The organism is Bacilli bacterium (genome assembly GCA_036381315.1).
Lineage (GTDB): Bacteria > Bacillota > Bacilli > Paenibacillales > KCTC-25726 > DASVDB01.
This window is the reverse complement of sequence record DASVDB010000106.1, coordinates 1-23,030: the sequence shown is the minus strand read 5'-3', so window position 1 is coordinate 23,030 and position 23,030 is coordinate 1. Positions and strand designations below refer to the sequence as shown.

The 23,030-nt window shown below is 52.7% G+C and carries 22 protein-coding genes; 6 read left to right on the top strand and 16 right to left on the bottom strand.

What is annotated here, in order from left to right:
- Window positions 1-183: 183 nt before the first annotated feature.
- From fabV to VF260_07765, 3 genes are all read right to left on the bottom strand, one after another.
- Window positions 184-1,386 (bottom strand): enoyl-ACP reductase FabV, encoded by a 1,203-nt coding sequence (gene fabV / locus VF260_07775; protein ID HEX7057077.1) that lies wholly within the window; start codon window positions 1,384-1,386, stop codon window positions 184-186.
- A 61-nt stretch (window positions 1,387-1,447) separates the two neighbouring features.
- Window positions 1,448-2,242 carry a PhzF family phenazine biosynthesis protein gene (locus tag VF260_07770; GenBank protein HEX7057076.1) on the bottom strand — a complete coding sequence of 265 codons (795 nt, stop codon included), beginning with the start codon at window positions 2,240-2,242 and terminating at the stop codon, window positions 1,448-1,450.
- 47 nt (window positions 2,243-2,289) lie between these two features.
- On the bottom strand, window positions 2,290-2,676 hold the full coding sequence (locus VF260_07765) for a DUF6220 domain-containing protein (protein ID HEX7057075.1): 387 nt from the start codon (window positions 2,674-2,676) through the stop codon (window positions 2,290-2,292).
- Window positions 2,677-3,565: 889 nt separating this feature from the next.
- Between VF260_07765 and proB the strand changes: the two genes are divergently transcribed.
- From proB to proC, 3 genes are read left to right on the top strand one after another with little or no spacing between them, the layout of a single operon-like run.
- Window positions 3,566-4,666 (top strand): glutamate 5-kinase, encoded by a 1,101-nt coding sequence (gene proB, locus VF260_07760; GenBank protein ID HEX7057074.1) that lies wholly within the window; start codon window positions 3,566-3,568, stop codon window positions 4,664-4,666.
- A 24-nt stretch (window positions 4,667-4,690) separates the two neighbouring features.
- On the top strand, window positions 4,691-5,938 hold the full coding sequence (locus VF260_07755) for a glutamate-5-semialdehyde dehydrogenase (protein ID HEX7057073.1): 1,248 nt from the start codon (window positions 4,691-4,693) through the stop codon (window positions 5,936-5,938).
- A 34-nt stretch (window positions 5,939-5,972) separates the two neighbouring features.
- Entirely contained in the window at window positions 5,973-6,830 is an 858-nt protein-coding gene (proC, locus tag VF260_07750) for a pyrroline-5-carboxylate reductase (GenBank protein ID HEX7057072.1), read from the top strand.
- Between the two features lie 49 nt (window positions 6,831-6,879).
- Here proC and VF260_07745 read toward each other — a convergent pair whose 3' ends face one another.
- The 8 genes from VF260_07745 to VF260_07710 all read right to left on the bottom strand — a co-directional run bounded on the left by VF260_07745 (window position 6,880) and on the right by VF260_07710 (window position 14,872).
- Window positions 6,880-7,740 carry a DUF421 domain-containing protein gene (locus VF260_07745; GenBank protein HEX7057071.1) on the bottom strand — a complete coding sequence of 287 codons (861 nt, stop codon included), beginning with the start codon at window positions 7,738-7,740 and terminating at the stop codon, window positions 6,880-6,882.
- Window positions 7,741-7,807: 67 nt separating this feature from the next.
- Window positions 7,808-8,521 (bottom strand): DnaD domain protein, encoded by a 714-nt coding sequence (locus tag VF260_07740; GenBank protein ID HEX7057070.1) that lies wholly within the window; start codon window positions 8,519-8,521, stop codon window positions 7,808-7,810.
- Window positions 8,522-8,592: 71 nt separating this feature from the next.
- Window positions 8,593-9,807: an acetate kinase gene (locus VF260_07735; protein ID HEX7057069.1), complete on the bottom strand. Its 1,215-nt coding sequence runs from the start codon at window positions 9,805-9,807 to the stop codon at window positions 8,593-8,595.
- Window positions 9,804-10,679: a 3-hydroxyacyl-CoA dehydrogenase NAD-binding domain-containing protein gene (locus VF260_07730; GenBank protein ID HEX7057068.1), complete on the bottom strand. Its 876-nt coding sequence runs from the start codon at window positions 10,677-10,679 to the stop codon at window positions 9,804-9,806. Before VF260_07730 ends, VF260_07735 begins: the two co-directional genes overlap by 4 nt.
- Before the next feature lie 183 nt (window positions 10,680-10,862).
- Window positions 10,863-12,347: an AAA family ATPase gene (locus VF260_07725; protein HEX7057067.1), complete on the bottom strand. Its 1,485-nt coding sequence runs from the start codon at window positions 12,345-12,347 to the stop codon at window positions 10,863-10,865.
- Window positions 12,340-12,873: a hypothetical protein gene (locus tag VF260_07720; GenBank protein ID HEX7057066.1), complete on the bottom strand. Its 534-nt coding sequence runs from the start codon at window positions 12,871-12,873 to the stop codon at window positions 12,340-12,342. The genes VF260_07725 and VF260_07720 overlap by 8 nt, the downstream gene beginning before the upstream one ends.
- A gap of 162 nt (window positions 12,874-13,035) precedes the next feature.
- On the bottom strand, window positions 13,036-13,527 hold the full coding sequence (locus VF260_07715) for a DUF5590 domain-containing protein (protein HEX7057065.1): 492 nt from the start codon (window positions 13,525-13,527) through the stop codon (window positions 13,036-13,038).
- Window positions 13,528-13,585: 58 nt separating this feature from the next.
- The gene (locus VF260_07710) at window positions 13,586-14,872 is read right to left on the bottom strand and encodes an amidohydrolase (GenBank protein HEX7057064.1); all 1,287 of its coding nucleotides are present in this window, start codon (window positions 14,870-14,872) and stop codon (window positions 13,586-13,588) included.
- A 216-nt stretch (window positions 14,873-15,088) separates the two neighbouring features.
- Here VF260_07710 and VF260_07705 point away from each other — a divergent pair, with 216 nt between their 5' ends.
- From VF260_07705 to VF260_07695, 3 genes are all read left to right on the top strand, one after another.
- Window positions 15,089-15,709: a DUF47 family protein gene (locus tag VF260_07705; GenBank protein ID HEX7057063.1), complete on the top strand. Its 621-nt coding sequence runs from the start codon at window positions 15,089-15,091 to the stop codon at window positions 15,707-15,709.
- The gene (locus VF260_07700; protein HEX7057062.1) at window positions 15,702-16,706 is read left to right on the top strand and encodes an inorganic phosphate transporter; all 1,005 of its coding nucleotides are present in this window, start codon (window positions 15,702-15,704) and stop codon (window positions 16,704-16,706) included. Before VF260_07705 ends, VF260_07700 begins: the two co-directional genes overlap by 8 nt.
- A gap of 238 nt (window positions 16,707-16,944) precedes the next feature.
- Window positions 16,945-17,370, top strand: coding sequence for an SPASM domain-containing protein (locus VF260_07695; GenBank protein ID HEX7057061.1), 426 nt, complete (start codon window positions 16,945-16,947; stop codon window positions 17,368-17,370).
- Window positions 17,371-17,379: 9 nt separating this feature from the next.
- On the opposite strand, the gene VF260_07690 is transcribed toward VF260_07695, so the two are convergent.
- From VF260_07690 to panC, 5 genes are all read right to left on the bottom strand, one after another.
- Window positions 17,380-18,003, bottom strand: coding sequence for a redox-sensing transcriptional repressor Rex (locus VF260_07690; GenBank protein HEX7057060.1), 624 nt, complete (start codon window positions 18,001-18,003; stop codon window positions 17,380-17,382).
- A complete protein-coding gene (gene dinG, locus VF260_07685) occupies window positions 18,000-20,873 on the bottom strand; it encodes an ATP-dependent DNA helicase DinG (GenBank protein HEX7057059.1) in 2,874 nt (957 codons plus the stop codon). The genes VF260_07690 and dinG overlap by 4 nt, the downstream gene beginning before the upstream one ends.
- Window positions 20,874-20,923: 50 nt before the next feature.
- Window positions 20,924-21,595, bottom strand: coding sequence for a tetratricopeptide repeat protein (locus tag VF260_07680; protein ID HEX7057058.1), 672 nt, complete (start codon window positions 21,593-21,595; stop codon window positions 20,924-20,926).
- A 98-nt stretch (window positions 21,596-21,693) separates the two neighbouring features.
- Window positions 21,694-22,077 (bottom strand): aspartate 1-decarboxylase, encoded by a 384-nt coding sequence (gene panD / locus VF260_07675; protein ID HEX7057057.1) that lies wholly within the window; start codon window positions 22,075-22,077, stop codon window positions 21,694-21,696.
- Window positions 22,070-22,969, bottom strand: coding sequence for a pantoate--beta-alanine ligase (gene panC / locus VF260_07670; GenBank protein ID HEX7057056.1), 900 nt, complete (start codon window positions 22,967-22,969; stop codon window positions 22,070-22,072). The genes panD and panC overlap by 8 nt, the downstream gene beginning before the upstream one ends.
- Window positions 22,970-23,030 lie beyond the last annotated feature (61 nt).

The following is a 23,030-nucleotide window of genomic DNA, read 5'->3' as shown; positions in this document are numbered from 1 at the left end:
CTGGTGCATGGAAAATAAATATAAAACAAACATTTGTTTTTAGGAACACATCCAAAGCATAAAAAAACCGTCCGATGAGCATTCAACGAACGGTCATCGAACGGTCGGTTTCGTATCGTTTTGCTTCTCGCATCACTTCGCTGCGGATGCAGGAAAAAAGAAGCATCCCTCCGCTTTGCGCGTTCAGCCGACTTGCTCGTTTGCCAGGGCGAGTGGAAGTTCGGGGCTCACGTCGGCGGAATAGTCGACATGATCCAACCCAAAGCCGAACAATTTCAGAAAATCGGCTTTGTAACCGGCATAATCGGACAACTTGTCCAGATTATCGGTGGTTACTTCTCCCCACAGTTTGGCGACTTCCTGCTGCACTTCGCTCGTCATTTCCCAATCGTCGATGCGGATAAGTCCTTTCCCGTCGGTCGGCGTGCCTGTCTGCGTGTAGAGACGATCGGCAAACAGCCGATACATCTGCTCGATGCAGCCTTCGTGCAATCCTTTATTTTTCATGACTTTAAATAAAAGGGCTATGTACAAAGGCACAACAGGAATAGCCGAACTGGATTGCGTTACAACCGCTTTGTTGACCGACACGTATGCCCTGCCGCCCAATGGTTTCAGCTTTTCGCGCAAAACTTGCGCGGTATTTTCCAGGTGGTCCTTCGCCCGCCCGATCGTGCCTTCGCGATAAATCGCGTGCGTCACTTCCGGGCCAATATACGAATAAGCAACGGTGGTAACGCCTTCAGCCAACACTTCGGCGGCGCTTAAAGCGTCCAGCCACATTTCCCAATCTTCGCCGCCCATAATGGCGACTGTCTGGCGAATTTCATCGTCGGTCGCCGGTTCTACCGTAACTTCGGATACGACACCGGTCCCGGTATTGACCGTTTTGCTGGTGAAAGATTTGCCGATCGGCTTAATGACCGACGCAAATGTCTCGCCGGTTCGCGGATGCGTCCTGCGCGGCGACGCCAAACTGTATACGACCAGATCGACTTTGCCGAATTTCTCTTTAATCAAACGAATCGTTTGCGCTTTGATCTCATCGGAAAAGGCGTCTCCGTTAATATTGCCGGCATACAGCCCCTTCGCAGCGGCAGCTTCCGTAAAAGCAACTGTGTTGTACCAGCCCGCGGTTGCGGTTCTGTCCCCGGAAGCGGGCCGTTCAAAAAACACGCCGATCGTATCCGCGCCGCAGCCGAACGCGGCGGCAATCCGCGATGCCAATCCGTAACCTGTCGACGCGCCGATAACGAGCGCTTTTTTTGCTCCGGCAATTGGCTTTTTCCCTTGCACGTATGCGATTTGTTCCCGCACATGCTCTGCGCAGCCGGTCGGATGGGCAGTCGTACAAATAAATCCCCTGATTTTAGGTTGAATAATCATAGAAACTTCCTTTCCCATACGAATCATTCAATTTACCCGTTTTATTATAAACAAAACGCGCTCAAGAAAAAAGTTCCGCTTTCAGCACGACGACCGCCTGCCCGCTGATCGCCACCCTGCCTCCAGACTCAACGCGCACGCGCAGTACACCGCCGCGGGGCGAAGCCTGGAAGGCGGCAAATTCGTCTTTGCCCAACTTTTGTTGCCAATACGGCGCAAGGCAACAGTGCGACGACCCGGTGACCGGATCTTCCGGCACGCCCAGAAGCGGGCAAAAAAAGCGGGACATGAAATCGTACGGCTTTGTCTTCGCCCGGCACGTTACGATGACACCGCGCGTGTCGACTTTCATAAGCAAATTCATATCCGGTGCAAGCGATTTTAGCTCTTCTTCCGACGCCACTTCCACCAAATAATCCATGCGGTTGCGGCCCACATAGACAAAATCGCAGCCCAGCGCTTCCGGCAAAAATACCGGCGCAACGCACGGCGTTGCCTTTTCAGCAGGGAAATTGAGCTCGATCCAATCGCCGTTTTTCACCGCGGTCAACAGGCCGCTCTTGGTGTGAAACCTCGCTTCAACGGATGCTGCAAGTTGTCCGGTCGCCCATAACACATATGCGCTCGCCAAAGTGGCATGGCCGCACAACGGAACTTCGCTTTGCGGGGCGAACCAACGCAAGGAATAGCCGTCCTCCTGCTTTAGCAGAAACGCCGTTTCCGGCAAATTCATTTCCGCCGCCACATTTTGCATCCACGCATCACCCTTTGGCCCCGGCAATAGACAAACTCCCGCGGGATTGCCGGCAAACGGCTGATCCGTGAACGCATCGACTTGGTAAAAGGGAATCGACATTGGCAACAACTCCTTTGATTGCAATGAATAGGACCATTTTCATCTCGCTAGAATAACCGTAAAGATCGCCGAATCACCACAATTGCCGCCCAAAATATCAGCAAAGCGACGACAGGGTGCAGTGCCGCCAAGTATCCTACTTCGGGCAAGCCCTTGACCGTTGCATATTGCACCATGATTAACAGGATCAGACCAAAACTTAGCCAACGCGCCGCCCCTTTGATACGCCCAAAAAAGCTAAGGATAAACATTAGAATCGGCAAGTACTCGAACAGATGGATAAATGATGTATGTCTGGACCAATTATCCGGCCCGTAGAAGATCGCGAGCCCTGCCAGAAAAACCTGAATCAAGACGCAAATGCCAAACAAGATTGCCAAAACACAAAAGATTATCCGAACGGTCTTAATTCCCGGCGAAAGTCGCTTTTCCATTTGTTTTTCCTCACATTTTGCCCGTTACCTTGCTTTTTAAAAGTAATACATTTTCTGCTTGAAGTAAAGACACGGCGAACACTCGGCAAAAATAGCTCCTTAACCTTAACCATCCAGGGTTGTCCCTAAAGGCAGGCAAATGGGCTTTGCGGCCAATAAATATGTTTTTTCACATACATTTTCATAAAAGTCGCAGTTTGCAGCTCATAAATGTGATTTTTCATATATATTTGTGTAAAATTTAAATTCACGATCAAATATATACTATTTTTCATATATATTCATTAAAAAATCAAATTCTGAGAAAATTATATTCCATTTTTCATATATATTTTTCTATAGGTCAGTAAAAGTCAGATCTTTAAAGCCATTTCTAACATTTTAATTCGAGCCCGGATGCAAGCTGGTTGCCAAGTTGCACACTTCTATGCCCGCTGCCCGCTTCTTAATGATCCGCCACCGCGCCGCCATTGCCGGCATCACGCACAGAGGGCGGGACGCGCCGGAGCCAGTTGCCCGCCATTGCCAGCGTCACGCGCAGGGGATGCGTCGGAGCCGGTCGCGCGCCATGCGCGCTTTACAAACATAAGCCCGCATGCTATCTTTAAACTACAAAACAGAAAGAAACGTGACGAAGGGAAAAGGCGGAAAGCCCCTGGCGTTCAGAGAGTAAATTTCCCGGCTGCGAAAATTTACCGCGCATGCTTTCCGCACCCGCCCCTGAACGGCCAATGACAAGTTGGACAGGATCCGGCTGTTATCCGGAAAAGAGCGGATGATTTTTTCATCAATTAAGGTGGTACCGCGGAAGCCAGGCTTTCGTCCTTAACCGGATGGGAGTCTTTTTGCATATTTGCAAGTCTCCGCAAGCTTTGAAAGGAGCATTTTTATGCAGCGCATCGTCGTCAAAATCGGCAGCAGTTCGCTGACAACCCGGGAGGGCGGCCTCAACCGGAAACAGGTGGATTATTTCGCCGCGGAGATCGCCGAACTGATCAGGCAGGGAACGCAGGTTTTGCTTGTGACCTCTGGAGCCGTTGCCGCCGGTTATATGTCGATCGGGTACAAAGAGCGCCCGAAAATTCTGGCGGCAAAGCAAGCTTCCGCAGCCGTCGGGCAAGCGCTGCTGATGCAAGCGTACCAGGAGGCGTTTTCCCGCTTCGGGCTGCCAGTAGCGCAGCTTCTGCTTACCCGGTCGGATTTTTCCAACCGCAAACGGGCGACGAACGCCCTGATGACAATCGAAGTGCTCTTGCAAAAAAAGGCGGTTCCGATCATCAACGAAAACGACACGATCTCCGTCGACGAACTGAAATTCGGCGACAACGATACGTTAAGCGCCCTGACCGCCAATCTGGTCAAAGCGCAGCACCTGTTGATCGTCACCGATACGGACGGGCTGTATTCCGCGGATCCGCGGAAAAACGCCAATGCTACCCGGATTGGACAGGTTGACGAGATCAACGAAGCGATTATGCGGATCGCGGGCGGCGCCGGCAGCGCTGTCGGCACCGGCGGCATGCGTTCCAAGATCGAAGCGGCGCGGATTGCCATGCGCGGCGGCGTCCCCGCGTTCGTAGGCACAGCGGCCGAACCCGGGGATTTATTGCGTGCCCTTAAGGGCCAAGGAAAAGGAACGTATTTCCATACTCATTCGGAAACTCTCCCGATGAAAAAACAATGGGTCGGTTTTTTGTCGAAGCCGCAAGGTACGATCCAGATCGACCAGGGCGCGGAAAAAGCGCTGCTCTTTGGCGGCAAAAGCCTGCTGCCGGCCGGCGTGATCGCCGTGACCGGCGAGTTTCATCCGGGCGATGTCGTTGAAGTCCAAAACGCGCAGAAGCAGACGATCGGACGCGGCGTCAGCAATTACGCATCCTGGCAAATCCGCGCGGTAGCCGGCATGTCCTTGAAAGAGGCGCAAAAGCGGGTCGACGCCCACCCCGCGGAAGTCATCCACCGGGACGAATGGTTTGCGTTCAATCATTAATATTTTTATGTGGGAGGAAAAAACATGAGTGAAGTAAGGGAAAAAGCCGCATTGGCCAAACAATGCACACCGCGCCTTTCGGCGCTTACGACCGAACAGAAAAACCATGCGCTTGGCCTAATGGCGGAGGCATTAATCTCGCGGGAAAAAGAAATCATCGCCGCCAATGCGGAAGATTTGCGGCGCGGCAAGGAAACCGGCCTATCCAAGTCGCTCCTGGACCGCTTGGAATTGAACAGCAAGCGGATCGCGGCGATGGCGGACGGCGTGCGCGAAATTATCGCACTGCCCGATCCGATCGGCGAAGTGCTGGAAAGCACCGAACGGCCGAATGGTTTAAGCATTCGCAAAATTCGCGTGCCGCTCGGCGTTATCGGGATGGTGTACGAGGCGCGCCCCAACGTAACCGTCGATGCCGCGGCGTTATGCCTGAAAACCGGCAACTCTGTCGTGTTGCGCGGCGGTTCCGCGGCGCTGTCGTCCAACAAAAAAATTGTGGAAATATTGCGGGACGCCCTTTCCGCAAGCGCGATACCGCCGGAAGCTTTGCAACTTGTCGAAGATCCGAACCGTTCATCGGTCGATGAAATGCTGAAATTAAACGGACTTTTGGACGTCGTGATTCCGCGCGGAGGTGCTGCGCTCATCCAGAATGTCGTCAACAATGCCACCGTCCCGGTTATCGAAACGGGCGCAGGCGTATGCCATACCTATATTGACGAAACGGCGGCGCCGGAGATGGCGAAAAAAATCGCCGTGAACGCAAAGGTGCAACGTCCGTCCGTCTGCAACGCCATGGAAACGCTGCTCGTACACCGCAAATTTGCCGAAGCGCATTTGCGCGAATTGGCGGACGCGCTTTTGTCCGAGCATGTGGAATTACGGGGCGACGAACAGTCGCGAAAACTCGTGCCGGACATGAAGGCCGCCACGGAAGAAGACTGGGCGACTGAATATAACGACTATATTTTATCGGTCAAAACCGTGGAAAATCTCGATGAAGCATTGAACCATATTCGCAAATACGGCACCATGCATTCGGAATGCATCGTGACCGAGAATGCCGCCAACGCCGAACGGTTTCTGAACGAAGTGGACGCGGCCGCCGTTTATCATAATGCCTCGACGCGGTTTACAGACGGCTTTGAATTCGGTTTCGGCGCGGAAATCGGCATCAGCACGCAAAAGCTGCATGCCCGCGGCCCGATGGGCCTGCCGGCGTTAACCTCGACGAAATACGTGGTTTCCGGGCAGGGGCAGATTCGCATTTGAATTTTACGAAAATTTTTATCCGGAGGTTTTCCGCATGTCAATTGCTCTTTCCGCCAAACAAATTTGCTTTCTCGGGGCCGGTTCGATTGCCGAGGCGATGGTGCGCGGCCTTTTGCAAGGAGGCAAAACCGCGCCGGAGCGAATCACGCTGATCAACCGCGGCACGGACCGCCTTACGCTCCTGCAGGAACGCTACGGCGTGGCGGCGGCCTTGACGGATGAACAAAAGCGGCAAGCGCTGGGCGCATCCGACGTCATCGTTTTGGCCGTCAAACCGAAAGACGCCGCGGCGGCGCTGGCCGCCTATAAAGGACTTTGGTCCGCCAGGCATCTGCTCATATCCGTCGTGGCGGGCCTCGCAATTCCGGTCATCGAGCAATTGACCTTGACCGGCGCGCAAATCGTTCGGGCGATGCCCAACACCTCCAGCACCATCGGGCTCGGCGCAACGGGGGTCGCTTTTTCGCCGGCGGTTTCGGAAGCGAACAAAGAGATCGCGTTAGCCTTGTTTGAATCTGTCGGCGTCTCGGCGGTTGTGGAAGAGCCTCTGTTGGATATCGTGACCGGAGTCTCCGGCAGCGGCCCCGCATATGTTTACCTTCTGATGGAAGCGATGATTCGCGCCGGCGTAGAAGCGGGGCTGGCCGCGGAAACCGCCCGCGGATTAACAATCCAAACGGTGCTCGGCGCGGCAAAAATGGTTGCATCAACGGGCGAGCAGCCGGCGGCGTTGCGCGCGAAAGTAACATCCCCCGGCGGCACGACGCAAGCCGCTTTGGAAGTGATGAATCGGCACGAAATGCCGGAGACGATCGTGAAGGCAATTCATCGCGCGGCGGAACGCGCGCAGGAGTTGGGCGACGAAATCAAAAAACACGCCTTGCAATCATAAGCAAACGCAACATCTTCCCTTGCCGGACCAACAGCTATCGGACCAACAGCTATCGGACCAACAGCGGCTTCACATCCGCAATGACCTGCTGCAGCTTCTGCGAACAAGATTCGTACATTTTCTTGACAAGCAGATCGTCAACCGACAGCCCGAACATCTCCAGGTCGGCTTCGCATTTTTTTAAAGTGGCCAAGAGCGCCGCCTTTTGCTGGGGAGCAGGCACTTTGATGTTGTCATCGTAGAGATCGACGTATAACTGGCCATAGCTGTCCACCTGGCCCAAAAACACATTTTCGACAGCCACGCCCAGTTTGTCCAGTTCCGTTTTCAACCATTCGCGGTTCAAGCCGATCGTTGCAAGCGGCTCGTCCAAAATCTCGCCGTCGGCGATGACCATTTGCGTCTCCTGCTCGGGCCCTGTTTTGATCCCCAAATCTTTTGGCGTGAGCGGTTTGTTTTCTTTTGTCACCAACACGTTTACTTCACCGCTCGGCTCCATCACCGCAAATTCCACATCGGCGGTGTTAAACACGCTCTTTTTGCGCAACAATGCCAGCAATTCATCGACCGTAAGCCGCTCTTTTTTCAAATTGTCCTCCAACAGCTTGCCGTCCTTGATTAAAACGGTTCCCTTGCCGTCGACAAAATCCCGGACTTTTTTGCTTTTCAACTGCAAAAATTCGATGCCGAGCGAAACCGCGACCCATACGAATAACGAAATAAGCCCCAAATACCAGGCCGTCCCCATTTCCAACGCCACATACGCCGCCGTATCGCCGATCGTAATCCCGGTTATATACTCAAACAGGGAAAGCTGCGATATTTGGCGTTTTCCCAGCAGTTTGGTCATTGCAAATAACACGATTACCGCCAGTAAGGTGCGAAGCGCTATTCCCATCCAGTCAGGCACACTGCTTTCCTCCTGAGGTTGTAATTTCGACAACCCCATTATGTACAGTTGGCGCCACTTTTATTACCTAGCGCGAACCGCGGAATTTGCGCGCATGTTCGCGCGCTTCCTCCACCGATGTTACCCGATTGCGGCTCCACTCCAATAAAATGCGGTCGATATAGCGAAAATGCAGTTTGCCGGAAAAAACCGCTTCTTTTAACGCAAAGCAAATCAGCTCTTTGGAGTAACGGTCCTTGTCAAGCCACGTGGTGATCGTCTCGCATTCCATCGGGGATAGCGGCCGCGCAAATTCCTGCTCGAATATTGTGAAAATATCCGTTTCGGCACCGCCCGTTTTCGCGGCACTGTTCGCCTTGCCGCGCTTGCCCTGTTCCGCAAATTCCGGCGATTCGCCGCCGTTTCCCGCCGCATTTGCGGCAACAGCCGCGAGTTTGGCAAACAACGGTTCCAGGTTATACCGCTCAAAATGAATGCCGGTTTGCGGGTCCGTTCCTTCCTCAATGGCAATCCAGCCGTCTTTCATAAGCTTCCGCAGCGAATCGGCCACCTGCTCCTGCGAGGCGCTCATCCGGGACAAAAGTTCGTCCAGGGCGGGAAAATCATTGTGTTCCTTACGGTAAAACGCCAACAAATGCAAAAGCAGCAACACATCCGTATCCGTCAGATTGCAGGTGCGATAGGCGCGCAGCAAGAGATACGGAAACGCAAAGTCGCCTTCCTGCATGGCCATCGCCATGCCGCGCGCGACCGGCTTATCAGCCATCGATTCAAACGCCATCTGTCACCACTCTCCCCACAACGTTAATCGCAACTGAATCGTCTAAAGTTACCCGCTTTCGTTACCCGATTTCATTGCCCGTTTTGGGCGGCTGTGACCAGGCGGAATGTGTCCCGGGCGATGACCAATTCTTCATTGGTGGGAATAACGAGTGCCTGTACGCGCGAATTTGCCGTCGATATCCGCCGTTCCCCGCCTGTCTTTTGCTCGTTTGCCGCTTCATCAAACTCCAGGCCCAAATAGGTCAACTGCGTGCAGATCGCTTTGCGCAATTCCACCGAGTTTTCGCCGACGCCCGCGGTAAACACCAAGGCGTCTACGCCGTTCATCGCGGCCGCGTATGCGCCGATATACTTGCGCAGGCGATACTCGTACATTTGGAAAGCAAGTTCCGCCTTGCGATCGCCATCCTGCATCGCCTTGACGATTTCCCGCATGTCGCTGGAGATGCCCGAAACCGCCAACAGGCCGCTATGTTTGTTCAACATGGAGTTGACCTCATTGATTGTCAAGTCTTCTTTCGCCATCGTAAAGGGCACGATCGCCGGGTCCAGATCGCCGCTGCGCGTGCCCATCATCAGGCCTTCCAGCGGAGTCATCCCCATGCTCGTATCGAACGATTTGCCTCCCAGTATGGCGGTGCAGCTAACGCCGTTGCCGATATGGCAAGTGATCATTTTCAGGCTTTCCAGCGGTTTGCCCAAAAACGCCGCCGCGCGTTGGCTCACATACTCATGCGAAGTGCCGTGGAATCCGTACCGGCGAATTTGGTGCTTGCGATACAAAACAGTCGGAATGGCGTATAAATACGATTGTTTCGGCATCGTTTGGTGAAAAGCGGTGTCAAACACAGCCGCCTGCGGCACATTCGGCAAATTTTGCTCGACAGCAACGATCCCCATCATATGCGCCGGGTTATGCAGCGGCGCCAAATCGAACAGCCGGCGGATTTCCTGCTTTACTTCCGGAGTAATCAACACCGACTGCGCGAACGTTTCGCCGCCGTGCACCACGCGATGCCCGACGGCATCGATTTCATCGATCGACTGTAACACCGGGTGTTCGGATTTCGTCAGCATGTCGATAACGCGGCGGATCGCCGCGGTGTGGTCCAAAACTTCGCGCACTTTGCGGATTTCTTCGCCGCCCGTAGGCTCGTGCGAGACAATCGCCGACTCCATCCCGATCCGTTCCACTTTGCCTTTTGCCAGCACCGATTCGTTCGTCATGTCGTACAACTGATATTTGAGCGAAGAACTGCCTGCGTTAATAACGAGAATTTTCATGAGATCCGGTCACCATCCTTATCATAACGGAAAAATCCTTCTCCGGTTTTAACGCCAAGATGTCCGGCGCGAACCATTTTTTTCAATAAAATGGACGGCCGGTATTTGATATCCCCATACTCGCGGAACAGCCGCTCCATGGCCGCCATGACGGAATCCAGGCCGAAACGGTCGCACATCTCCAGCGGTCCGTAATGAAAATCGTAACCGATCCGCATCGCTGCGTCGATGTCTTCCGCCGACGCCACACCTTCGCTCAAAGTGTGCAGCGCCTCATTGATCAACGTGCAAATCAGCCGCGTGGTCACGAAGCCCGGCGACTCATACACCATGATGCCTTTTTTCTCGATCACTTCTTCGACAAACTGCTTTGTTTCCTGAAAAACGTTGTCGGAAGTTTTTAACCCGCGAATAATTTCGACCAGATTGATTTTCGACACGGGATACAGAAAATGCATCCCGATGACGTTTTCCGGGCGCTTGGTCGCTTCCGCCAATTCGGTCAGGCTGAGCGTTGACGTGTTGCTGGCCAAAATGACGTCTTCCCGGCATATTTTGTCCAGCTCGGCAAACAAATTCTTTTTCATTTCCAGGTCTTCCGTAATCGATTCGATCACCATATCGCATTCGGAAAGCCGGTTGATGTCCGGCGTTTTATGTATTTTGGCCAGGATCAGCTTTTTCTCTGTTACGGTAATGCCCCATTTTTCAATCTGCTTATCCAGGCTGGCGACGATCATATTCCAGGATTGTTCCAGATTTTCCGGTGTTCTTTCCACCAGAAACACTTCCAACCCTTTTATCGCCAAAGCTTCGGCAATTCCCTGCCCCATCGTGCCGGCGCCGACTACGCCGATTTTTTTGAATCTCATGGAAACGTTCCTCCCCGTCGGCAACTGTCACATGTTGCGCGTTCTATCTGATTCTATGATACATCGTTTTTTTCTTTTAAGCAGCAAGTGCGCGGCAATATGAACAAACTATTCAACCTGAAGCGTTTTCTTTGTGAACGATTTGTGAACTTATGTAAAATGCAAGGGGGCAAAAAGCCCCCGTTATGCCGCAAGCAGCCGGCGAAATTGGTCGCCGCTCAAAATTTCTTCCTTGAGCAAGATTTCAAAACATTGCAGGAAAACCGGGCGGTACGGCTCCAATAACTGACGCGTGCGCATGGTCAGTTCATCGAGAATCCGCTTGATCTCCCCGGACAAATCCGTTTTTTCCAACAGATCGGAACGGACGATGCCCAGATCGGTCAAGCCGGCATCCACCATCGTCTGCGCAATTTTCAACGCTTGTTCGAAGTCGTTGCTGGAACCGGTGCTGCGATGGCCGTAAAACATTTCTTCGGCAACGGCGCCGCCCAGCGCGATCATGATTTGTCCCTCGAGAAACGGCTTCGTATATAAATACTGGTCTTTCTGCGGGTTGTGGCGCACATATCCCAAAGCGCCGCCGCGCGGGCTTAACGACACTTGCGATACCGAGCCGGGACGCACCGTCTCGGCGGCAATCGCGTGGCCCAATTCATGCAGGGCGACCCGCTTTCTTTCCTCGTCCGTCGCTTTCCGGTCCGTCCGCTCTCCCATCATCACTTTGTCAATCGCCAAAGACAAATGCCGCTGCGCAATCAACTCGCTTTCATCCCGCAGCGCATAAATTGCCGCTTCGTTCATCACGCTTTCCAGTTGGGCGCCGGAAAATCCGAATGTTTCTTCCGCGACCTTTTCCAAATTGGCATCCGCCGCAAGCGGCTTATTTTGCGCATGGATGTTCAGAATATGCAATCTGCCTTTTTTGTCCGGCAAATCCACTTCAATCCGGCGGTCGAACCTGCCCGGCCGCAAAAGCGCGGGATCGAGCATTTCCAGGCGGTTGGTGGCCGCCACCAACAGGATGCGCGGCGAAACGTTGGCCCGGATGCCGTCCATTTCGGTCAACAATTGGTTCAGCGTTTGGTCGTATTCCTTATGTTGGCCACCGTCGCGTTTTGCGCCGATCACGTCAATTTCATCGATGAAAATAATGGCGCTCTCCTTTTTTTGTTTGCGCGCCATCTGCACGGCGTCGCGAAACAATTCACGCACGCGGCTCGCGCCGACGCCAACATACATTTCGACAAATTCGCTGCCTGACGCCGCGACGAACACGGAGTCGGTATAATGCGCCGCCGCTTTCGCCATCAATGTTTTCCCCGTCCCCGGCGGCCCGGACAGCAAAATGCCTTTTAACGGGCGGATGCCCATCCTGGCAATTTTGTCGCGGTGGATCAAAAATTCCAACGCTTCCCGCAATTCCTCTTTGGCGCGGTCCTGCCCGCCAATTTCCGCGAACGTGAAATATTCCGGCCGCACATCCGCTTTTTGCTTGGCAAATTGCGCGAAAATTCCCGCGCCGCTGCGGGCATGCAAAAGATAGAAAACAATGGCGGCAAGCGCGGCCAACACAAGCACGGGGATGACGTTTACGCCAAGAAACAGAATAAAGCCCACCACCGCCAAAAAAGCTCCGATTGCTATTTCTTTCGCATACTTATTCATTCGGCCACACCCCGATTCGCTCGGGAATACGCGGCAGAATGACATATTTGGCATACTCGCCGTCATAAAGCTGAATATACACGTTTGTCGCATCCATCTCCGCTACCGACTTGATGCCGGGATTTTGCTTTTCCATATTTTGCAGGGCGGCGGGAATCATCGCATATTGCTTCGTTTCCATAGACTGGGCGACCTGAAACAACATGTTCGCCCACAATTTTTCCAATCGTTCGTTGGTGTGGTCGCGGACTGTCAAAACAAGCTTGCGGTTGCCGATCACCGCTTTGCCTTTTTTCAGCAATTGATCATAAATGGTGCGCAAATTCGCGTTATTTTTCGGCGTGATCGCAATTGTCACCTGATCGGCGGAGACGGCAACTTCGGCGCGCTGCACGCCGGGCAAATGATTAACCGTCTGCGCAAGCGGATTTTCCATTGCGTAGCTTCTATAGGCAAACCAGCCGCCCAACAATACAGCGAACAACACGACGGCGCTGGTTAACAAAGGTATAATACGAATTTTCACGACAAATATCCCCCTTTCATCCGACAATGAACAGCATATATTATAGATTCGCGTATATATCGAAGTATAGCATAAAATGATATCATTCCCCGGATGTAATGTGTGGAAACCGTTTTTTACGCAACAAAAAAAGCCTTGCGACAAGGCGAAAGCTTTGCAAAATCAGCTGTTCAGATAAAGCTTGTCCAGCCGTTTGCCGTCGGCAAAGCGATAATAAGCGTAAAAATATTTCGTCGCACCTTCTATATTCGCTTTATAGTAAACTTCCCAGACATAGGTATCGTTCAGCACGCCGGGCACGGCGCGGATGATGACGGCCTTGGGAGTTTCCGCCTTGACCAGATTCTCCGCCTGTTTGCGGCTAATTCCTTCATCGGCGTACTCCATATGCACATCCGTATCGCTTACCCAGGCGATGATCCGGCGATTGTCGGCATCCCGTCCAAAAATGATCGTATAGGATTTGTCGCCGTTGAACCAATCGGTATCGTCCACTTTTTGCAAGCCGTAAACCGCATCGCCGACCGAAACGGCCCGCTTCACCGCGGCGTTTTGTTCCCGCCAATGGTCGGCTTGCACGAGGTTGTACGTCCAAATAAACAAAGCGGCTATAAAGAGAACCGACAGCGAGAAAAATGCGACTTTTTTATTCATGATGCGGCATTTTCTCCTTCGCAATAGTTGCTTGCTGATGCTTTATCCTGATAATGCTTTATTTCGTCAGGCGAGCGAAACAAGCGGCAAATTCGCGCATAATTTTTTCTTCGTCCATCGTCAAAACTTCCCGATTGCGCACAATCCATTTGCCGTCGATGCACACATCGGCGACATCCCGGCCGCTGGCGGAATAAACAAGATGGGAAATGAAGTCGGTACGCGGATAAAAATGCGGCTGGTCGATATCGATGCCGATAAAATCCGCCTTCATTCCGGCTCGCAGCATGCCCACCCGATCCAGCCAAAGCGACCGGGCCCCGTTGATCGTGCCCATCTTCAGCGCATCATAAGCTTTGACGGCGGTAGGATCGCCGGAGACGCCTTTATGAATGAGCGCGGTAAGCTGGATTTCGCCGAACATGTCCAAATCGTTGTTGCTTGCCGCACTGTCGGTGCCCAACGACAACAAAATCCCGGCGCGCATCATATCCATCACGCGGGCCACCCCGCTCGCCAATTTCAGGTTGCTGCCGGGGTTATGCGAGACGTGCACCTTATGCTCCGCCAAAATGCCGATTTCCTCGTCGGTCAAATGCACGGCGTGCGCGACGAGGCAAGGGACGTCAAACATGCCCAAATCGCGCAAATGCGCGACGGGACGTTTGCCGTAATCGCACACGTTGCGCTCGACTTCTTCGCTTGTTTCGGACATGTGCGTATGCACGGGAAGATTGAGCGTTTGCGCTGTCTCCACAATGCGCCTGATAAAATCCGGCGGGCATGTGTACGGCGAATGCGGCGACATCATCGTCGTAATGCGGCCGTCCGCCTTGCCATTCCAGTCCTTGGCGAATTGCGTCGCTTCTTTTAGCTTGGCCGTTTGCGCCTCCGGCGGAAACCCGATCATTCCCCGCGCCAGCGAAGCGCGAATGCCGGATTGCTCGACCGCCAACGCGACCTCATTCATGTGGTCGTACATATCGACAAAACAGGTGGTGCCGCTTTTTAGCATTTCCAAAATGGACAACTTGGCGCCTATCCGAACATCTTCATCCGTAAACTTGTTTTCGATCGGCCACATCTTTTCTTCAAGCCAAACCTTTAGCGCCAAATCGTCGGCATATCCCCTAAGAAGCGACATGGCGGCATGGCCGTGCGTGTTGACAAGCCCCGGCATAAACAGCCTGTGGCTTCCGTCGATCACTTCGTCAAATTGTCCTTCCGGCAGGCGCTCTCCGATGTAAGTGATCGTGTCATCATCCCAAGCCAAACATCCGCTTACAATCGGATGGGCGTCATCCATCGTAACAAAAATACTGTTTTTGATTAACTTTTTACCCATTTGCTCGTCCTTTTCACGCGCGTTTTACCTCAGCGCGGATGTTTTGACAGTTTAAATGTACACGTTCATATGCGGAAAAGCAATCCGGAAAGCCGCAAAAAATAAAAGCGCTGTCATTTTGTTTTGCCAATTGCGTTGCGTTACGGGATATGATAGGTTTTAAATGGTATGGGCAATTTCAACAAATATTTTGTCAAATCGGGGGTTTTCCTTGTGATGGTTTTTCGCAGAAAAGGCGACACGGATTTTCTAAAGCTGCTCATCCATTCCGCAGAAAACGCGCTGAAAGCCGCGCATTTGTTTCAGGAAGCGATGTCAGGCAGCGAACCGCCCGCCAAACACTTTCCCAAAATAAAACAACTGGAAACGGCAGGCGATGAAATTACCCATAACATTTTTCGCGGTTTGAATAAAACGTTTGTTACGCCGCTCGACCGCGAAGATATCATGGAATTGGCAATCAAGATGGATGACGTAACCGACGGTATCGAAGCGTCCATTGCCCGTTTCGATTATCTGAACGTCATTCGGAGCGACGACTGTATGCGGCATTTCGCGCAAGTCATCGTCGACAGTTGCAATCATTTGGTGCAGGCGTTCGAATTGTTGGCGAAGAAAAAGTATATGCAAATCCTTGCGCATACCGTGCAAATCAACAGTTTGGAAGACGAAGGCGACAGGCTGATGCGCGAAGGGATTCGCCAGATTTTCACGCACCCGGCGGACCCATATCAGGATTTCAAACTGAAGGAACTTTACGAACGGCTTGAAGAAACGACCGACGCGTGTGAAGATGCGGCCAACATTCTGGAGAGCGTGGTATTGCGGTATGCTTGACGGAATGGCACTTATTGTGTTGATCGTCATTCTCGCCTTGCTGTTTGACTTTACCAACGGTTGGAACGACTCGGCAAATGCAATTGCCACCATTATCGCAACGAGAGGCTTAAAGCCGATTTATGCCGTACTTTTGGCCGCGGTATTGAATTTGGTCGGCGCTTTCGCCTTCACCGCGGTGGCGAAAATGATTGGCGGCGGAATCATCAAATCGGAAGGGATCACCCTCGCGGTCGTGGTCGCCATTCTGGTCGGCGGGATCATCTGGAATACGGGCATGACGCTGATCGGCATGCCAATCAGCGCCTCCCACGCGCTGATCGGCGGCATTATCGGCGCCGGCGTCGCCCACGGCGGTTTCCAATTGATCATCGCCTCCGGTGTTTACAAGGTGCTTTTGGCGATGCTGTTTTCACCGGTTATCGGCGCTTTTTTATCGTTTCTGTTAATGAAAATATTCAATTTCATTTTTGCCAACTATTCCCCTTCCAAAGTGAAAAAGCTGTTCCGCAGGCTGCAGCTCCTATCGGTCTCATGGCTCGCCTTCAGCCACGGCACTTCCGACGCGCAAAAATCAATGGGCATCATCATGATGGGTCTTGTTGCCGGCGGTTATGTTGCCAGCATGGATGAACCGATTCCTTTCTGGGTTATTCTCGCCTGCGGTTTGGCCATGGCGCTCGGCACGGCAATCGGCGGCAAAAAAGTCATCACCACCATGGGCATGCGTCTAAGCAAGCTGGAACCGATCAACGGTTTTTCCGCGGAAGTGGCGACGTCGCTTATCCTGACTTTCGTTGCGCGCATCGGTATTCCGGTCAGTTCGACGCATACGATCACCGGCTCCGTAATCGGCGTCGGTCTGGCCAACAGGGTCAATTCCGTTCGTTGGGGCTTAGCCGGCAAAATCGTTTACGCCTGGGTGTTTACGCTGCCGGGTACGGCAATCATTTCATTTTTGGTGTACAAGCTGCTGCAGTTATTCGGACTTTATTAATAATTGGGCAAATTTGACCGCCACGGTTTGGGCTAAAGAGAGGAATACGACATGAGTCTTGCTTGCGGGGGAAATCTTTACAGCGGTCTTAGCGTCATGTGGAAAACGGTATCCAATTAATGCAACATGGGCTGCAAAAACTGTTACTTCAACGGCACTAGCGACAAGCGCCCGGAAGAGATCCGCATACCGTACGAGATGTTGGACATGCACGCACCGGAAAACGTGCCCGAAAACATTGATCATCGAGCAAAACGGCGACGTTTTTCCCTGCGACTTTTTCATGAGCAACGACTGGAAAGTGGGAAACTTCAAGGAAAACACGCTGGCGGAAATATTAACGAATCCGAAATACGAGGAAATTATGGGCTTAAAGCCCGACCTTCCGGAAAAATGCCAAACTTGCGAATATCTGAAATTATGCTATGGCGGCTGCCCGCGCAATCGCGTATGGCTAGCCGATAAAATGGAGGATGTGTTCTGCACCAGCTATAAAATGATTTATCGCCATTCCGCCGAGAAGCTCGAGTTTTTGGCAACCAAAATCCGCAAAAATTGGCTCAACCAGCACATAAAAAGCGGCCGGCCGCTTCCGGGGCGAAACGACCGTTGTTTATGCGGCAGCGGCAAGAAATTCAAACAGTGCTGCGGTCAGCTAGTTTAAGCGATTTGCTCAATTTTCCAAATAATAGGCCAAACTTTGCAGTTCCGTCGTAAAATCGGCGTGATGGACCCTGATTTCCTCCGGCACTTTGATGATAATCGGAGCAAAATTCAGAATCGCTTCGACGCCCGCGTCGACAAACTGGTCGGCCACCCGCTGCGCTTCCGCCGCAGGGACGGTAATAATACCGATGCGGATTTGCTTTTCCCGCACAATCCGCTTCAGTTCGTTCGTCGAATGAATCGGGAGATTGTTGATTTTTTGTCCGACTTTTTGCGGGTGATTGTCAAAAATCGCGCAGATCCGCATGTTGTCTTTCAAATACGCGTTATAATTGCTGAGCGCGTGGCCGAGATTGCCGGCGCCGACCAACGCCACATTGATCGGCTGGTCCAGCTTCAGAATTTGCCGGATCTTCTCGATCAAATAACCGACGTCATAACCGATCCCCTTTTTGCCGAATTCGCCGAAATACGCCAAATCTTTGCGAATTTGCGCCGGATTCAAATCCAGTTTTTGCCCAAGCTCGTGCGACGACACGGTCATGACATTTTTCATTTGCAATTCTTTTAGAAACCGCAAATAAATCGGCAATCTCCGCACCACCGCTTCGGAAATTTTCAAAGTTTTCACGTGGAATCCCCCTTTTCTCTTTCGGCTAGCCACTCCGCAATGCGCGAAACGAGCGATCGCGTCGGAAGATGTTCGATTTTGGGCCCGGGAAGCGAATAAAGAAAATACTTACCGTAAGCCGTTTCGATCACCCGCGTGTCATACACAATCACAATGCCTTTATCCGACGCCGTTCTGATCAAGCGGCCGAATCCCTGTTTAAATTTAATGACCGCTTGCGGGACGGAGACGCGCATAAACGGGTTTTGCTCTTTCCTTCTGGCAATCTCGCATTTTGCTTCAACCAGTGGATGGTTCGGCGGCTGAAACGGCAAGCGGACGATCGCGAGGCAGCTCAGCGCTTCGCCGGGAATGTCGACGCCTTCCCAAAAGCTGCTCGTGCCAAGCAAAACACTGGACGGATTCTCTTGAAAATACGCGATCATTTTACTGCGGCTGATGCCGCCAATCCCCTGTCCCAAAACTTGCATGCCGGACGAAAGCAACTCGGGAACCATCAGGTCATACACCTGACGCAGCATGCGATAGGACGTAAACAGCACCATCATCCGTCCGCCGGTTGCTTTGGCAACGCTGGAAAGCGACTGCGCCAGCTCCGCAATGAACGACGCCGAGGCATTTCCCCGAACGCTGGCAAAATCGCGCGGGATCAGGAGCAAAGCCTGTTCTCTGTAAGCAAACGGAGATTTCAAAACGGATGTAACCAGCCGTCCGTCTTTTTGGGCCTCGTTTAGGCCAAGCGCCTCTATCAAATAATCAAATGATTGGTTAACCGACAAAGTCGCCGAAGTCAGCACGACCGCATCTTTCTCGGCGAAGAAACGCTCGCGCAAGACGGGGCTTACGTCCATCGGCGCGGCGGTAAGCAGCAAAGACTTTTGCTTGTAAGCGCTGGACGCTTCCAGCCAATAGACAAATTGTTCTTCCGCCATTCTCATAATAAATCTTAGCGTGTCCCGCTGTCTAGACAATTCGGCGGCAGCCGCCGAAATATCGCCGAGTATCCCTTCTATTTCCAGTTCCGCTTGGCGCGGTTCGACTTTATCCACGATGCGCTTTAAATCGTTCAGCACGGAGCTGATGCCTATATACATGTTGTCTTCCGCTTCGAGCGCGGCCGGCCATGGAGAGGGCATTTGCTCAGGACGCAAGCGCAAGATGTGCTGCCCCTGTTCGCTTTGGTCCGCCGCATTCATCTTGGCGAGCATATCAAACATAAGCTGGGTGAGCGTATCCCACTCTTCCTTTAAACGCACAAATTCCGGGAAAAGCCGTTCCAGCGCGGCAGTCCACTCAGTTATCCCTTCGTCGCCGGATTGCGCCAATTTGGCCGCCAAAACCGGCAGCAGACCGGAACGGTTGTCTTTGTAAAACCGCTGCAAAGCATTCAGCAAAGAAAAATAATGCACTTCCATGCCGAGATGCCTGGTTGCTTCTTCTTCAAAGTGGTGAGCCTCATCAATGATCAACTGCCGGTATGCGGGCAAAAGCCTGTTTTCGGCTTTCATATCCGAAAGCAGGAGCGAATGGTTGGTAACGATCAGATCGGCCTGATTGGCGCGGTTTTTTGCCCGATGATAAAAACATTTTTTGAACCACGGGCACGTTTTCGCCGAACAAGACTCCGCATCGCTTTCGACAGTTCGCCAAAACTCCGCGCCGTGCGGCCCAAAATGCAGCTCCTCATCATCTCCGGTTTCCGTCTCGCCAAGCCACACCAGCAATTGCCCGGCCGTAATGCGATCATCATAATCATAGGCAAAATCAAGCGTGTTGATTTTCGCCTCAAATTTACGCAAGCATAAATAATGGTTGCGCCCTTTCAGCAAGGCAACCCGGATGGGAAACGGAAACACTTCCTGCAACAGCGGAACATCGCGCGTGCGGATTTGCTCCTGCAAATGGATCGTGTGGGTGCCGACAACGGTTTTGTTCCCGGACATCGCGCTGTAATAAAGCGCCGGCAGCAAATACGCCAGCGATTTGCCCGTTCCCGTTCCCGCTTCAACCAGCAGATGATTTCCTTGCTCCAACGAATCGTGGACAAGCCTGATCATCTCATCTTGCGCGGACCGTTCTTCAAATCGGTCGAATTTCCGTTTAAGCCGCGCCTTGATTTCCGCGAGAAAATCGTTGAACCCGGTGTTTGCCCAGGCGTCCACAAGCGATTCGTCGCGGGAAAAATCTTCGTCCGTCCAATCGTCGACATGAAGTTGAATTTGCCGAAACGCCCTGCCGTTATCCAGGAAGAGCGGCAAAGACGCTTCGCATTGCGCGCGCATTTCGCCGATCAACCACGCCAAATCCGCCAACGCGGGCGGAGCGCCGGCGAATATGCCGTCCAGGCGCTGCAATGTCAAAAGCGGCAGGCGGCGCAATTTCTCGAGGCAAGCAAGCAATACGTGCGCCGTCGCCAAGGCGTCGCTGTCCGCCTGATGCGACTTTTCGTGGGCAATCCCAAGCGATTTGGCCAGGCTGTGCAAGTTTAAGCTGGGCATTCCCGGATACAGCATGCGCGCCAATGGAATCGTATCCAGCACTCGCCCGGAAAAGGGCGGCATGCCGCATTTCTGCAGCATTCTTTGCAAATATCCAACATCAAAGGAAGCGTTATGCGCGACCAATACGGCATCTTGCAAAAGGGGCAGCAATTCCGTAAGCACCTCGGCAATTGTTGGCGCATCCTGCACATCTTCGTTCGTAATGCCGGTTAAGCGCTGGATAAACTCGGGAATGGTTCGGCCCGGATTTACTTTTTTCGTATAAGTGCCTGCGATCTTGTTCTTATCAATAATAACGAGCCCAACCTGGATGATTGCATCATCAGGCTGAGCTCCGGTCGTTTCCAGATCGATAACGGCAAATTTCATTTTGATTGTCCTGTCCTTCATTTTCTTTAAACGGGCTTTTTCTTAGCATATCAACTATGCGGCGGCTGTTCAACGGTTTTTTTCAGCGCCTCGGCATCGATGCGGCACGCCTGAAAATGTTCGCCGGGGATGCCGTAAGTCGGATCGGATTGCTGCGCCTTGGCAAAAAACTCCCGCGCATCGGCCAGGTTGGCTCTGCATACCTGGATGCAGCCCATTGCATTATAGGCGATAGCCAACATACGCGGGTGATCGGCGAACGGGATCAACAAGCGAAAATGGCGAAACGCTTCATTATAATCGCCTTTATGCACATATCCTAACGCCAAATAAAGCCTTGCCCACAAAAAGTCGGGGCTCTCCGTCACAAGTTTTTCAAAAATGCGAATGGCTTCGTCATACATAAGCAATTTAAAATACCCTTGCGCTTTTATGAACAATCCAAGATGCTCCGCGTCGACCGTGCACGGGTCGGCCATGGCGGAAGCCGCGCCGCCGTTTTGCTTGCTTTTGGCCTGCGGCTGCGGAAGATTCGCCAGTTCGGCAAAGCTCGCCATTTTTTCCTCAAACAAGAGCCATTGTTCCATGCATTCGTCGCTCATTGCCTTCAATACCGCAAGTTGTTGTTCCAGTTCTTTTCGCGTGCCGCCTTTTGCTTCCGCATATTGGCGTTCGATTTGTTCCAACGCCTCGAACATCGTCGCAAACAACTGTCTGAACATGATCAGCACCCCACTTTCAGCCAATGTCCGAAAGAGCGTTATCCGGTGTCCGGTTATGTTCAGTCTGCGTTGCGCGCCGTTTTTTCATTCCGGGGAGATCATCCAATGGTAGCCGGCTGTTCCTCTTTTATCAGTTTTTCCACCCGATTGCCCGCGCCCATCAGCGCGACCACGGGCTTATGCTTCCTGGCTTCGGCGTTATCCATCAGCGCGTAGGAAATGATAATGACAGTGTCGCCCGGCTGGACCAGGCGCGCCGCCGCCCCGTTCAGGCAAATGACCCGTGAGCCGCGCGCTCCCGGAATGGCGTAAGTTTCCAGCCTTGCTCCGTTGTTGTTGTTGACGACCTGCACTTTTTCATTAGGCAAAATGTCGACAAGTTCCATTAGCTCCTCGTCAATCGTAATGCTGCCCATATAATGCAAATTCGCTTCCGTAACCGTTGCGCAGTGCAGTTTTGCTTTCATCATGGTTCTAAACATGCGCATGCACCTCCGATGGGCGAAATATCTTGTTATCGATCAAGCGCGTTCCGCCAAACTTGACGGCCAATGCGGCGATTAATTCCCGATCCGGCTTAAGATCGGCTATTAACGTCGCATCCGGCAGCGGCTTGAGATCCGGATATGTCAGAATTACCGCGTAGTCGATTTGCGCGAGCGGCTTCGCTGCGATCACAGCGGCCAACTTTTGCTTCAGCGCGCCGATCGTGGCCCCATTTGCGCGAATCTCCCGCTCAAGACCGCTCAACGCTTCATGCAACACGGTCGCCTGCTGCCGTTCCTGTTCGTTCAGGTAAACATTGCGGGAACTTAACGCAAGCCCGTCGGCATCGCGGACAATCGGGCACGGCACGATTTCGACAGGCACATTCAAATCCTTGACCATCGCCGTGATGACCGCAACCTGCTGCGCGTCTTTCAAACCGAAAAACGCTTGATCCGGACGAACGATATTAAACAGTTTCAGCACGACGGTTGCGACGCCGGCAAAATGTCCCGGGCGGGAAGCGCCGCACAACGTATCCGTGATTTCGGAAACATGCACCATCGTCTTGATCGGCTGCGGGAAATCCGGATACATTTCCGTAACTTCCGGCATGAACACGGCGTCAACGCCGGCCTTTGCAGCCAGCTCCAGATCGCGTTTTGCATCCCGCGGATACTTGGCGTAATCTTCATTGGGGCCAAATTGCAGCGGATTGACAAAGATGCTTAAAACAACGAATCCGCACTGTCGTTTCGCCTTGTCCACGAGGCTGATGTGCCCTTCATGCAAATAGCCGAGAGTAGGCACAAACCCGATCGTTTCCCCTTTTTCCCGGCGGGACGCGACAAGTTGTCTCATTTCGGCGATCGTGCGCACGACTTGCATTCATTATTCCCCTTTCTGCCGGGAAGCGCCGTATACATTGCTTGCCAGCACATGTTCCGCA